A 13282-nucleotide genomic window follows, 5' to 3' on the forward strand; every position below is an offset into this window, starting at 1 on the left:
CGTCGCAATCCACACCGAACCGGAAGGCCCTCACCTGTTCAAGATCCCTCAGCCGAGACCTGGCTCACCCGTCCACAACCTCCCCGGACAGAACACCTAGTCCACCTCCGCCACCGCCTGCGCGAACTGCGCCTTGTACAGGCGGGCGTATGCTCCATCCGCCGCCAACAGCTCGGCGTGCGCGCCCTGTTCGACGATGGAGCCGTTCTCCATGACGAGGATCGTGTCCGCGTCCCGGATGGTCGACAACCGGTGCGCGATCACGAACGACGTACGCCCGGCGGCGAGTTTGGCCATGCCCTTCTGGATCAGCACCTCGGTCCGCGTGTCCACGGAACTCGTCGCCTCGTCCAGCACCAGGATCACCGGGTCGGACAGGAACGCCCGCGCGATGGTGATGAGCTGCTTCTCACCGGCGCTCACCCCCGTGCCCTCGTCGTCGATCACGGTGTCGTACCCCTCGGGCAGCGTCCGGATGAAGCGGTCGGCGTGCGCGGCTCGCGCGGCCTCCTCGATCTCACCCCGCGTGACCTCCCGCGAGGCGCCGTACGCGATGTTCTCCGCGATGGTGCCGCCGAACAGCCAGGTGTCCTGGAGCACCATGCCGATCCCGGACCGCAGCTCGTCGCGGGTCATCCTGCGCACGTCCACCCCGTCCAGGGTGATCCGCCCGCCGGAGACGTCGTAGAACCGCATCAGCAGATTGACCAGCGTCGTCTTGCCCGCGCCCGTGGGGCCGACGATGGCGACCGTGTGGCCGGGCTCCACCGTGAGCGAGAGGTCCTCGATCAGCGGCTTCTCCGGGTCGTACCGGAAGGACACATGCTCCAGCCGCACCCGCCCGCGCAGCTCCGCGGGGCGCTCGCCCGGCACCGGGTCCGCCTCCTGCTCCTGCGCGTCCAGGAGTTCGAAGACCCGCTCGGCCGAGGCCACACCGGACTGCACCAGGTTCGCCATGGAGGCCACCTGCGTCAGCGGCATGGAGAACTGCCGCGAGTACTGGATGAACGCCTGCACATCGCCGATGGACAGCGCGCCGGACGCGACCCGCAGCCCGCCGACCACCGCGACCAGCACATAGTTCAGGTTCGACACGAACATCATCAGCGGCTGCATCACACCGCTGTTGAACTGCGCCTTGAACGCGGCCTCGTACAGCGCCTCGTTCTGCTCGGCGAACTGCTGCGCCGACTCCTCCTGCCGCCCGAACACCTTCACCAGCGTGTGCCCGGTGTACATCTCCTCCACATGGGCGTTGAGCTTGCCCGTGGAGCGCCACTGCTGCACGAAGTGCGGCTGCGAACGCTTGCCGACCCGCGTGGCCACGAGGAACGACAGCGGCACCGTGACCAGCGCGACCAGCGCGAGGATCCAGGAGACCCAGAACATCATCGCCAGCACACCGACGATGGTCAGCACCGAGTTGATCAGCTGGCCCATCGACTGCTGGAGCGTCTGCCCGATGTTGTCGATGTCGTTGGTCGCCCGCGAGAGCACCTCACCGCGCTGGCGCTTGTCGAAGTACGACAGCGGCAGCCGCGACAGCTTCGCCTGCACGGACTCGCGCAGCCGGTACATCGTGCGGTTCACCGACCGGTTGACCAGCCGCGTCGCCACGGCCATCAGCAGCCCGGCGACCGTGAAGGTGACGAGCGCGAGCAGCAGTACGTCGCCGACCGCGCCGAAGTCGATGCCCTTGCCCGGCGTGAAGTCGGTGCTCTGGAGCATGTCCGCGATGGCGCCCTTGCCGTGCGCCCGCATCTGCGCCAGCACCTGCGCCTTGGTGGCCCCCGCGGGCATCTGCCGGCCGATGATGCCGGAGAAGACCAGGTCGGTGGCGCGGCCCAGGATCTTCGGGCCGATCACGCTGAGGGCCACGCTGACCACCACGCAGACCAGCAGGCCGTACACGGTGAGCCGTTCGGGCTTGAACTGGGAGATCAGGCGTTTGCCCGACCCCTTGAAGTCCATCGACCGCTGGTCGGGGCCGCCCCCGGCCATCATGCGTCCCATGGGCCCGGACATCAGGCGGCCTCCGCTTCCGTCAGCTGGGAGAGCACGATCTCCCGGTAGGTGTCGTTGCCCGCCATCAGCTCCTGGTGCCGGCCGGAGCCGACCACCCGGCCCTCGTCGAGGACGATGATCCGGTCGGCGTCCCGGATGGTCGCCACCCGCTGGGCGACGATGACGACGGTCGCCTCGGCGGTCTCCTCGGCCAGCGCGGCGCGCAGGGCCGCGTCGGTGGCGTAGTCGAGCGCGGAGAAGGAGTCGTCGAACAGGTAGATCTCCGGCCGCTGCACAAGCGTGCGCGCGATCGCGAGCCGCTGGCGCTGACCGCCCGACACATTGGTGCCGCCCTGGGCGATCGGCGCGTCCAGGCCGCCCTCCAGCCTGCTCACGAACTCCTTGGCCTGCGCCACCTCCAGCGCGTGCCACAGCTCCTCGTCGGTGGCGTCCGGATTGCCGTAGCGCAGGTTCGTGGCGACGGTGCCCGCGAAGAGGTACGGCTTCTGCGGCACGAGTCCGACCGTCCGTGCCAGCAGCGCCGGGTCGACCTCGCGGACGTCCACGCCGTTCACCAGGACCTCGCCCTCGGTGGCGTCGAACAGCCGCGGGACCAGCCCGAGCAGGGTCGACTTGCCGCTGCCGGTGGACCCGATCACCGCCGTGGTCTCGCCGGGCCTGGCCTCCAGCTGGACCGCGCGCAGCACCGGCTCCTCGGCACCCGGATAGCGGAAGCCGGCCGCGCGGAGCTCCAGATGCCCGTGCCGGCGCAGCTCGGTGACCGGCGCGAGCGGCGGCAGCACGCTGGAGTCCGTCTCCAGGACCTCCTGGACGCGCTCGGCGCACACCTCGGCGCGCGGCACCATCATGAACATGAAGGTGGCCATCATCACGGACATCACGATCTGCATCAGATAGGCGAGGAACGCCGTCAGGTCGCCGATCTGCATCCCGCCGCTGTCGATGCGGTGCGCGCCGAACCACACCACCGCGATGGAGGACACGTTCACCACGGTCATCACCATCGGGAACATCAGCGACAGCAGCCGCCCGGTGGCCAGCTGCATCTCGGTCAGCTCGCCGTTGACCCGGCCGAAGCGGGCCTGCTCGTACTCGTCGCGGACGAAGGCGCGGATCACCCGGTTGCCGGTGATCTGCTCGCGCAGCACCCGGTTCACCTTGTCCAGGCGGGTCTGCATGGTGCGGAACAGCGGCCGCAGCCTGCGCACGATCAGGGTCACGCAGATGGCCAGCACCGGCACGACCGCGATCAGCACCCCGGACAGCGGCACGTCCAGGCCGAGCGCCAGCACGATGCCGCCGACGCACATGATGGGCGCCGACACCATCAGCGTGAACGTCATCAGGACCAGCATCTGGATCTGCTGGACGTCGTTCGTCGTCCGTGTGATGAGCGAGGGCGCGCCGAAGTGACCCACCTCACGGGCGGAGAAGGACTGCACCCGGTCGAACACGGCACCGCGCACGTCCCGGCCGAGCGCCGAGGCGGTACGGGCGCCCAGGTAGACGGCGCCGATGTTGCACACGACCTGCACCAGCGAGATGCCGATCATCAGGGCGCCGAAGGACAGGATGTAACCGGTGTCCCCCTTCACGACGCCGTTGTCGATGATGTGGGCGTTCAGGGTGGGCAGGTACAGGGTGGCGCAGGTCTGCAGGAACTGGAGCAGGACCTGAAGGGTTATGGGTTTCTTGTAGGGCCTGAGATAGGTCCGTAGAAGTCGTATGAGCACGCTACGTCTCTCGGAGTGGGCGGCAGGGGCAGGTCGGTCTGCCCTTGGCCCCTATCGTCCGACACTCCACCCGCGTTACCTCAACTGATTAACCCGACAGCGGATTCTCGTACCGCCTTGTGGGTGCTAGGTGTTGCGGGATGGTTTGAGGTGTTTCGCACCGCTCAGTTCCGTGCCGCCTGGTGGAACGCGGCCGGGTGCGTCTGCTCCCGCACCGCCGTGAACTGTTGCCGCACCGCCTGCCCGGCGGCCAGCTCCTCGCCCGGCTCCAGGACCTGCGCCGCCGCGCCCTGCCAGGCCGGCGGGGTACGCGGGTCCAGCGTGCCCTGCGAGACGCCGAGCGCCCAGGCCGCCTGCCGGGCCGCGCCGATCGCCGTGTAGTCCGCGGGCTGCGGTACGACGACCTGCGCGCCGAACAGCGAGGGCGCCGCGGCCTGCACGGCGGGCAGCTCGGCGGCCGGGCCGAGCAGGAAGATCCGCCGCACCTCCACGCCCCGCCCGCGCAGCACGTCCAGCGCGTCGGCGAGCCCGCACAGCATGCCCTCGAACGCGGCCCGCGCCAGGTGCTCCGGCTTCATCGACTCGCGCCGCAGCCCGGTCAGGGTGCCCGCCGCGTGCGGCAGGTTCGGGGTGCGCTCGCCCTCCAGGTAGGGGAGGAGGACGAGGCCGTGGGCGCCCGGTGTGGACTTCATCGCCAGCTCGGAGAGGCTGCCCAGGTCGGGCAGGCCGAGGAGTTCGGCGGTGCCGCGCAGGGTGCGCACGGCGTTCAGGGTGGTGACGACCGGCAGGTGCATGCCGGTGGCGTCGGCGAGCGAGGTGATCATCCCGGACTGGTCGGCCAGCGCCTGCGGGTGCACGGCCATCACCGAGCCGGAGGAGCCGAGCGAGACCACCGCGTCCCCGAGCCCGATCCCGAGCCCGAAGGCGGCCGCCATGGTCTCCCCGGTCCCGGCCGAGATCAGCAGCCCCTCCGGGGTCGTACCGGCCGCCTCGGCGGGGCCGATCACCTCCGGCAGCATCGCCTGGTGGCCGAGCGCCAGCTCGACCAGGTCGGGGCGGTAGGTGCCGGTGGCCGCCGACCAGTACCCGGTGCCGGAGGCCCCGCCGCGGTCGGTGGTGCGCCGGGCCGGGCGGCCGAGCAGCTGCCAGACCAGCCAGTCGTGGGCCTGGAGCAGGGCGGCGGTGCGCTGGGCGTTCTCGGGTTCGCTGCGGGCGAGCCAGCGCAGCTTGGTGACCGGCTGCGCGGCGCCCGGCACACAGCCGACGGCCTGCGCCCAGGCCTCGCGGGAGCCGAGGGCGTCCACGAGGTCGGCGGCGGCGACCTGCGCGCGCCGGTCACCACCGACGAGGGCCGGGCGCACGGTGTTGCCCTGGGCGTCCAGGGGGATCAGCGCGTGCTGCTGGGCGGAGACGCCGATGGCCTGGACGCCCTCCAGCAGACCCCCGCCGGCGGCCTCCCCGAGGGAGAGCAGCCAGGCCTGGGGGTCCACGTCGCTCGGGCGGGTCCCCTCCGGCGCATCGACCGGATGAGGGGCGTACCCCTGCCTGAGCACGGCACCGGTGTCCGTGTCGCAGACGACGATGCGGGTGAAATCAGGTGAGCTGTCCAGACCGGCGACTATCCCCATGCGGAGAATATTGCCGTATGCGCGAGGCGCTAGGTGTTGCTGGTGCCCCAGTCGTCGCCCGCCGAGCCGCCCGACGTGCGGTCCCGCAGCGAGCGCACCCGCTGGGCCACGGACGACGGCACATGGTCGCCGACCTTGTCGGAGACGGTGTGGACGGCCTTGCCGGCGTACGTGCGGCCCTGTTGGGCGGCGGTTTCGGCGGTGTTGCGGACGGCCGGGTTCTGGGCGAACTGACGAGCGGACTTCTTGATCTGCTCGTAGCGCTCGCGTCCGGCCCGAGTGCCGAGTACGTAACCGAGGGCCAGTCCGGCGAGGAACGTGAGCCGGTAGCGCATGGCTGCCACCCTTCCCGTGCGTAGGTCTGTGGTGCGACGCGGTGCCCGAGGGTACCGATTGGCGGAGCACCCCCCTGCTTGCGCTAATGTATGTGTCGCAGCGAGCGACCGCCCCCCGGCGAATACCCAGGGAGGGGCGTTCGATGCAATCGAGGCGATCCTCCGTAGCTCAATTGGCAGAGCAGCCGGCTGTTAACCGGCAGGTTACTGGTTCGAGTCCAGTCGGGGGAGCTTCGGTCCTCCGTAGCTCAATTGGCAGAGCAGCCGGCTGTTAACCGGCAGGTTACTGGTTCGAGTCCAGTCGGGGGAGCACGCTGAACGAGGGCCCCTCAGGGGTCCTTTTTCATGTCCGCGGGAACCGCCGCGCCTGCACGGATGTCCTCAAGGTCGTGAGCAGCGCGGAAGCCGACCATCCGAAGCAGGAGATCGTATGAGCGGCTATGCTGCGGCAGACGGCGCGCACACTTGTACGCGACACGCCGCTATGGGGCGGTAGCTCAGCCGGTTAGAGCAGCGGACTCATAATCCGTCGGCCGTGGGTTCGAGTCCCACCCGCCCCACCAGCGCACGCCTAGGGCCTGCGGAAACCTCTCTCCTCGTGCTGTTCCAGGCCGGGGGGTGCCTCTATGTCTTTCGTCAAGGCGCCCAGGTTCGGTTTGGGATGGTTTGGCTGGTGGGGGTCAGGCGGCGAGTTCGACGTCCTCGGGAATGCGGGGTTCGTAGAAGGTGCCGTCGCGGAGCATGGCGAACAGGACGCTGATGCGTTGGCGGGCGAGGCGGAGGAGGGCCTGGGTGTGGGTTTTGCCGCGGGCTCGTTGCTTGTCGTAGTAGGTGCGGGAGGCGGGATCGGCGTTCATGCAGGCGAAGGCCGACAGGAACATGGCTCGTTTGAGCTGCCGGTTTCCGCTCCGTGGGGGCGTGTTCGCCGTGGATCGAGGTGCCCGACGATTTGGTGGCGGGGGCGAGGCCGGCGTAGGAGGCGAGGTGGGCGGCGGTGGGGAAGCTGGTGCCGTCGCCGACGGTGACCAGCAGGACGGCGGCGGTCCTGACGCCGACGCCGGGCATCGACGTCAGGACCGGGGAAAGAGGGTGGGCGTCCAGCAGGGTGTTGATCTGGGCTTCCAGGGCCCGGCGCTGGGTGTGGACGGCGGCGAGCGAGGCGGCCAGGGAGGGGATCACGATGTCGAGGGTGCCGGTGCCGGGCACGACGACGGTCTGTTCGTCGAGCGCGTCGAAGACGTCGTCGATCAGCCGCTGGGCCATGCGCGGGGCCTTGGGCCGGATGAGTTCGACGAGTCTGCGGCGGCCGGCCTTGCGCAGGGCTGCCGGGGAGCCGTAGCGCTCCAGGAGCCAGGTGACGGCCTGGTGGTCGAGGCGAGGGCCGAGGACGCGTTCGAGGCTGGGGTGGAACTGGGTGAGCAGGCCGCGTATCCGGTTGGACGTGCGGGTGGCCTCGGCGGCGAGGTCCTGGTCGAAGCCGACGAGCACGGTCAGCCAGGCGGTGATCTCGTCGGTGAGTTCGAGGGTGCGCAGGGTGTGGGGCATGGTGCGGGCGGCGTCGGCGATGACCGCGGCGTCCTTCGCGTCGGTCTTGGCCTCGCCCGGGTAGAGGTCGGCGATCCGCCGCATCGCGAGTCCGGGCAGGTAGGCGACCTGGCAGCCCGCGTCGCGGGCGATGGCCAGCGGGAGGGCGCCGATGGATGCGGGCTGGTCCACGATCACCAGCACGGTGCCGAACTTCGCGGCCAGTTTGTCGAATACGGCCCGCAGTTTTGGCTCGTTGTTCGGCAGCTGCTTGTCGAAGACTTTCTTCCCGGCCGGGGTCAGCCCGTGGCCGTGGTGGCTGCTCTTGCCGACGTCCAGGCCGAGGAACACGCCCACGTCTTCGGTGTCGAACATCGTGCCTTTCCCAGGGGTGTTGACGGTGCCGGCCTCGGCTTCGGTGTCGTACTCGCGCATCCACGTTATGCAGACCTGCCATCCGCGGGCTGTCCGGCATTGCGCCGGACCGGGTGGCGGCCGGACCTCTCATCAGCGTCTCCGACGGCACCTCCCGGGCCCGGTGACACCACCCCCCAGGTCATCGACTTCGACAGAGGGGACACAGTCATACCGGGCCCGGAGGCCAGCGGCCCTCTTGCAGGACCGCGAAAAACATAACGGGCGGCTCGGTCGAGCGTGGACGTGCAGTGGGCACGGGGAACGAGGCCGGGCACTCCTTGAGGAGTCGTACGGCGAAGTGACGTAGAGGTCTCGTGCGCCGGTCCCTCTGGCTGGTCCGGCGGAGGGCACTGCCGATTGCCGCCGTCGGGCTCGGCCCACGGGTCGCCGCCCTGCGTGGTGCTGATCAGCCGGAGGACCCCTTGGTGACGGCTTCGGCTGTGCGGCAGGCGCGGCATGTGCGATCCGGACGCTGGGCCTTGGAGTATCCCCAGGCTCAGGGGGTTGTTCTCCCGAGTGGGTCCGGTGTCAGCAGCGTGTGCGGCCCCAGGCGGCAGGACGAGCGTGGCCAACACGAGCGAGGAAACCGTTCGTTCGACGTGGTATCCGGTAGTAGTCGTCTGCGGGCAGGGTCAGGCGGTAAACGATGCCGTGCTGGTGTCGGATGGCGGCGACCGTGGCGTGAGACGGCTCGTACACCTGCCGGTACGGGCAGGGATTCTCCTCTGGACCCGGCAGGGTGCGGCTGGGCTTGTCCCAGTCGAGGACGTGCCCTGCCCGGACCCTGTCTCCGGGCGGGCCGGGGATCAACTCGGTGCCGGTGCCATCGTGCTCATGGCTGAAGGGGATCGAGGACAGGGGCTGGTCGCCCGCGGTGAGAATCGCGTCGATGGTGTCCGAGACGGGCAGCGAACTCGTGTAGTAGGCCGTCAGCCGCATCCAGCAGCGCACCTTGTAGGCGGGCCATCGTGGACTGAACAGGGCCCAGTCGAGTATTCCCGGCACGCAGTGGTCGTCGATGGCCAGGAGACGCAGCGTGAGAGGTGTCTCCTCCTCGTACCTGCCGGCGATGGTGCGGAGCCGGGCCTCGGACGCATGGCGGGCATGCCGCGCCACTGCGCGGGAGGCGAGGCGATGCGCTCTCCTTCCGCTGGTCGAGAAGACGAGAGACAGCACTTTCTCGAAAAGGATGTAGGCGAGCAGGATTGGTGTGCCGACACCACGCAGGAGGACGGTCCTCGTCGGCCGGCGCGTCAACGCAGTGGGGCTTTCGGCTGTGTGCTGGCGGGCATCAGTATCGCTTGCAGGAGGGAAGCGGCGGCTGTCAGCAGGACCTGGACCATGAATCGGAGAGCGTTCCCGGTTGTGCTGATGTCCAGATGCTTGAGCATGAGTACGAGCCAGGTGAAGAAGCCGACGACGACCGCGAGGTGGTTTCCGCGGACCCTGGCCAGCCTGAGGCCCGCCCATAAGGCGAGTGGGTAGAGGACGATGACAGCTGCGTCGACGGCCCAGTAGTAGGGGACGCCGGCGAGCGGGTTGCGGTCGCTGTCTGCTGCGGTCAGATGATCGAGCAGTGTGTCCAGAGCATCGAGGAGCTTCCAGGATCCGAACGTGACGACCGCGACCACAATGGTGGTCTTCGGGGCGCGTATCAGGTAGGCCATGGCGGCGATCGTCCTCTGCTTGCGTAGTGGTCTGGTATCCGTACGCCTACTCAAAGCGGGGGGTGGGGGAGAACCATGCCGGTTCTCCCCCACCGGGCTGAGACGTATGGGCTGCTCAGCGGAGGGCGCCCTCGAACGCCTTGGCGTAGTTGGCCGTTCCGGAAATCTTCGGATGGAACGACTTCATCGAGACGGGCTTGGTGTCTGCTTTGGCATGTCCGGTCAGAACGATGCCGTTGATGGTCTCCGGGTCACCGCAGATCGCCTGCCCGGCGAACGCCGACCGGGGGTCAGCGAAGACCGCGTTGGTCTGGTACTGGGCGTTGGCGTCGTCGACCGCTCCCTTCATCTCGGTGGCAACGAGGTCGCCCATGTCATTCAGCCAGGGGCCTTCGTCGGTGCCGATCCCCACGACGCACTGGCCGTTGCGTTCCAGGAGTCTCGGGTAGCCCATGAGGACGATCTTCGCGTGCGGGGCCTTCTCGTGGAGTGCGTTGAGAGTCTTGACCAGTCGGGGCCGGATCGTGTCGTGCGCCCACGACGGTAGCCAGTCCTTCAACGCGGGTGTGTCGCCTTCGGTCTTTTCCCCGGTGTCCGGGTCGCGGTTGCTGATCGATCCGTTCTGGCACACGTCCGTGACGGAGGTGATGCACTTCTTGATGATGTCGGCGAAGGCCATGTCGTTGCCGCCGATGGAGAGAGCGACAAGGGTGGTGTTCTGGTCGAGGTAGCCCTGTCTGATCTGTGGGAGTTCACCGGCCTGGGGGATGTTGAGAATGTTGTAGTGGCGGGCGCCGGAGCAAGCGACGAGGTGGTAGTCCATGCGCGCGCTCCAGTCGTCGTCCAGCTCTCCGGTCGGCAACTGTTCGCCGGGCAGGACGGCTCTGCGGGTCCAGGCGTACTTGGAGCGGTGGCAGTCGTCCCGCTCCCTGTCCCCGCCCGACTTGCTGACGTAGTCCGACTCCGGGTAATAGTCGTCGCCGCCTGGATCGGAGGCGCCTTCACCGGAGGAGTAGGAGTCGCCCATGCCGACAACCATGTGGTTCGGCTTACCGGGAAGGGGTTGGAAGGCGACCGCGTCCCACGCTACGTCTTCGTCGGCGGTGCCGTCATCCGTGGCGTTGGTGAGGGTGACGGTCGGAGTGCCGGTGAAGTGGAAGGCACCGAGGCTGACCCACCGGCTGGCACGCTGTTCCACGATTCGGCCCGGGCTGCTGCTGTCCGACCCACCGATCACATAGAGGGCCTGCCGGGTCTGGGCCCCTGTGTCAGGAAGGTGCACCATCACCCTGGCCCAGGACACGCTCTTGTCGAGAGTCCAGGTGCCTTTGATGGTCATCAGCCCGCTGTCGCCGCCAAGATGGTGGATGTCGCGAGTGTGGGAGTACCAGAACTGGCCGCCGTGGCCGCCTCCGATCTGGTACAGGTCACCCTTGGCCTCGTACTGCCCGAGGCCGGGCCCTGCCGTGGCCGGGTCGGGGTTGAACGTGAACTGGAAGTGGCCATTGTCGGCCGAGGGTTTGCAGTCACTGTAGGACTGGGTGTTGTCGGGCGTGGATTCGACGATCAGTGCACCTGCGGGGGCTGCGTTGCAGTCGGGGGTGCCGTACTGCAACCGGTAACCCCGCCCTGGTTCGGCAATCAGCGTCTCGTATTTGATGTTCTCGTGGCCGCAGTCACTGTCGCAGAGTTTCTTCCATGTCGCGTTCTGTTCGTGCCACCAGTGGTGCCAGTCGCAGTCAGGGATGTGGTCGACCTCGCAGCGCGGCGGGTTGCTGATGACGCAGTCGTTGGCGCTGGTGCAGAACTTGTCCAGCGGCGGCTTGACATCGTCGCGTTCGGCCGGGGATGTCCACCAGGCAGGGCGGAAGCCGGCCGTGGCGTACCCGTCCTCGCCGGGCCAGTCCTGCCGACCGGAGGTTGCGTAGGAGTAGCCGGTGTCGATGGACCAGGCGGCCCAGCCCATCACCTTCTCCTCATATGGCCAACGCTCCGGATGCGCCGCGTCCGTCGGCACGCTCATGAACGGATCACGATCCGGCGGATACAGCGGGTTGGCAGGGTTGTTGTACCAGCCGAGCCCCCATTGCCCGTGATTCTCCGACGCGTTCGATTTCGGGTTGAAGCCGAGGTTGTAGTTCCACAGGGCGGTGAACCAGTTCTCCGGCTTGGACGGATCGTCGTTGTTGACGGTGATGGTCTGCCCTGGCTCGTGGAGTTCGTTCCACTTGTCGGCGAGGATGTACATCGAGGCGGCGATGTTGACCGTATAGTCCAGGGCCACAGCGCGTTGCTTCTCCGGAGACAGGGCGGTTTCGCCCTTCTTCTCGTGCCCCTTCAAGCGCATGCCATCGGTGACCTGGCCGACGCCGTAGCCGCAGTCGGAGTTCTCCCAGTGGATCTTCCAGTATGCCTCCGAAGTGTCCCCCTTGTGGCCGTAGAACCCGGCGGTCGCGGCAAGGGGGTTGCCCATCTCGCCCGGGATCGCGCCGGATTCGGCCTGCCACAGGTTCGATTCCTGCGCCAGCACCCCGAGCATCACCTGGGCGGGGATCCGTGCACCGGTCTTGCCGTTCAGCGTCGGGGCCGGGAACAAGCCCTGCGGGTCGACGGTCCCCAGGCCCGACTGGTCACGCCACCCGCCCTGCTTGATCCACTTGGCGCGCAGTTCGCCACGGACCGCCATGTCGACGGCCCACTCCACTTGATTCGAGGTCGGCTGCAACGCCAAGGATTTGACATCGTTGCGGGGGACGGAGCACCAGCGGTCGGTGTCGACCGGGTCGTGTGCCCTGGGGTCGTCTGTCCGGGGCGTACGGATGGCCGGGCGAGCGGGTGTGGCCAGGGCGGGTGAGAACGATTCCTTCCCCGTGGAGGTGGTCGTGTCCGTCAGCGCTTGAGTGATCTTCTTACCGGTCGCGGTCGCGGTGCTGGCGACTGTCACCGGGGTGCCCGTCCCGTCGTCGATGGGGGGCTGCACGGTGCGCCGCTGGGGTTCGGGCTTCGCGAAGCCCTTGCCAGCGTTGCTGATGTGGGCCAAGCCGGCGCGCATGCCCGGCATGAGGACCGGGTTTACGGCGAGACGGCCGAGGGAGGAGATGTCCGCGTTGGCCGGCGCGTTGAAGCGGGTGATTCCGCTGCCGGTGAGGCGACTGGTTCCGGAGGGGTGGCCGGTGAGGAACACCCGGCCGGAATCGCCTTGTGCGAGGGCGAGGTCACCGAGCTTGCCCGATGCCAACTCGGTGGGCTTCCCCTTCCCGTGCCACAGCCGGGCGCGGGCGGTGTCGCCCTTGTGGTCGAGAAACGCGACCTGGCCACCCGCGGTGGGCCGGATGTCGAACGGTGTGCTGTCTCCTGTGGCAAGGCCCTTGACGTTCCTGCCGGCGGAGTTGACGTGCACGAGTTGGTTCCCGAGTGCGGCGACCAGACCGTCCTCGACCGGCACCGCGGAGGTCACCTGGCCTGTAGCCGTGGCATCGGCGGTCACCTTGCCTGCAGTGGTGACGGTGACCAGATGGGTCTTGTCGTCACGGAACGCCGAGAACACCGCAGTGTGCGTGGTCGAGTTGCAGGACGGATCGAAGTAGGCGAGTGAGGCGGTGAAGGGCAGCTTCTTCACCGTGCCCGTAGTGAGGTTGACGACCGCGGTGAACCCGCCGCCCTGCATCAGATCGGGCTTGTTGACGAACGTGCGCGGCGCGTAGACGGCGGCGGCATGATCATGGTCCATGAGGCAGGCGTTGCCGATCCAGGCATCCGCCGCCATGCCGGGCTCTGCGAGGGAGGCGACGGTCCGCCACTGGTAGGCGGTCCTGCTGTCCGCGACGATGATTTTGAAACCGGAGGCGTCCGCTGCCGTGGTCATAGCCCGATCTCTGGCAGTCTTCCAGCCATTTCCCAGCTTCTTCGCCGGATCCGGCACGCGCTCGGGCGGAGCCGAGGGTTGTTCACTT

Annotated in this window: 7 protein-coding genes, 3 tRNA genes and 1 pseudogene; 3 read left to right on the forward strand and 8 right to left on the reverse strand. The window is 68.3% G+C overall.

What is annotated here, in order from left to right; genetic code table 11:
* Window positions 1–96: 96 nt before the first annotated feature.
* The 4 genes from AC069R_RS05495 to AC069R_RS05510 form a co-directional block, all read right to left on the reverse strand.
* Window positions 97–2025, reverse strand: coding sequence for an ABC transporter ATP-binding protein (locus AC069R_RS05495; RefSeq protein ID WP_478764777.1), 1929 nt, complete (start codon window positions 2023–2025; stop codon window positions 97–99).
* Window positions 2025–3758, reverse strand: a complete 1734-nt coding sequence (locus AC069R_RS05500) for an ABC transporter ATP-binding protein (RefSeq protein ID WP_478764779.1) — start codon at window positions 3756–3758, stop codon at window positions 2025–2027. The genes AC069R_RS05495 and AC069R_RS05500 overlap by 1 nt, the downstream gene beginning before the upstream one ends.
* 164 nt (window positions 3759–3922) lie before the next feature.
* The gene (locus AC069R_RS05505; protein ID WP_478764780.1) at window positions 3923–5386 is read right to left on the reverse strand and encodes a xylulokinase; all 1464 of its coding nucleotides are present in this window, start codon (window positions 5384–5386) and stop codon (window positions 3923–3925) included.
* Window positions 5387–5415: 29 nt separating this feature from the next.
* A complete protein-coding gene (locus AC069R_RS05510) occupies window positions 5416–5721 on the reverse strand; it encodes a YtxH domain-containing protein (protein WP_478764781.1) in 306 nt (101 codons plus the stop codon).
* A gap of 158 nt (window positions 5722–5879) precedes the next feature.
* Here AC069R_RS05510 and AC069R_RS05515 point away from each other — a divergent pair.
* The 3 genes from AC069R_RS05515 (at window position 5880) to AC069R_RS05525 (ending at window position 6284) form a co-directional block, all read left to right on the forward strand.
* Window positions 5880–5952: transfer RNA gene (locus AC069R_RS05515), tRNA-Asn, on the forward strand.
* Window positions 5953–5958: 6 nt separating this feature from the next.
* Window positions 5959–6031, forward strand: a tRNA-Asn gene (locus tag AC069R_RS05520).
* 176 nt (window positions 6032–6207) lie between these two features.
* Window positions 6208–6284 (forward strand) — tRNA-Ile (locus AC069R_RS05525).
* A 117-nt stretch (window positions 6285–6401) separates the two neighbouring features.
* Here the strand turns inward: AC069R_RS05525 and AC069R_RS05530 are convergent.
* The 4 genes and pseudogenes from AC069R_RS05530 to AC069R_RS05545 all read right to left on the reverse strand — a co-directional run bounded on the left by AC069R_RS05530 (window position 6402) and on the right by AC069R_RS05545 (window position 13194).
* Window positions 6402–7620: pseudogene (locus AC069R_RS05530) on the reverse strand (IS110 family RNA-guided transposase).
* A 570-nt stretch (window positions 7621–8190) separates the two neighbouring features.
* Window positions 8191–8778, reverse strand: coding sequence for a hypothetical protein (locus tag AC069R_RS05535; protein WP_478764783.1), 588 nt, complete (start codon window positions 8776–8778; stop codon window positions 8191–8193).
* Between the two features lie 137 nt (window positions 8779–8915).
* On the reverse strand, window positions 8916–9329 hold the full coding sequence (locus AC069R_RS05540) for a hypothetical protein (protein ID WP_478764784.1): 414 nt from the start codon (window positions 9327–9329) through the stop codon (window positions 8916–8918).
* A 115-nt stretch (window positions 9330–9444) separates the two neighbouring features.
* On the reverse strand, window positions 9445–13194 hold the full coding sequence (locus AC069R_RS05545; RefSeq protein WP_478764785.1) for an SGNH/GDSL hydrolase family protein: 3750 nt from the start codon (window positions 13192–13194) through the stop codon (window positions 9445–9447).
* Window positions 13195–13282 lie beyond the last annotated feature (88 nt).

Source organism: Streptomyces sp. NPDC043952, from assembly GCF_056435325.1.

Coding starts and splice junctions, on each gene's coding strand:
- AC069R_RS05495 (WP_478764777.1), bottom strand. CDS start 2,025: ATGTCCGGGCCCATGGGACGCATGATGGCCGGGGGCGGCCCCGACCAG.
- AC069R_RS05505 (WP_478764780.1), bottom strand. CDS start 5,386: ATGGGGATAGTCGCCGGTCTGGACAGCTCACCTGATTTCACCCGCATC.
- AC069R_RS05510 (WP_478764781.1), bottom strand. CDS start 5,721: ATGCGCTACCGGCTCACGTTCCTCGCCGGACTGGCCCTCGGTTACGTA.
- AC069R_RS05540 (WP_478764784.1), bottom strand. CDS start 9,329: ATGGCCTACCTGATACGCGCCCCGAAGACCACCATTGTGGTCGCGGTC.
- AC069R_RS05545 (WP_478764785.1), bottom strand. CDS start 13,194: ATGACCACGGCAGCGGACGCCTCCGGTTTCAAAATCATCGTCGCGGAC.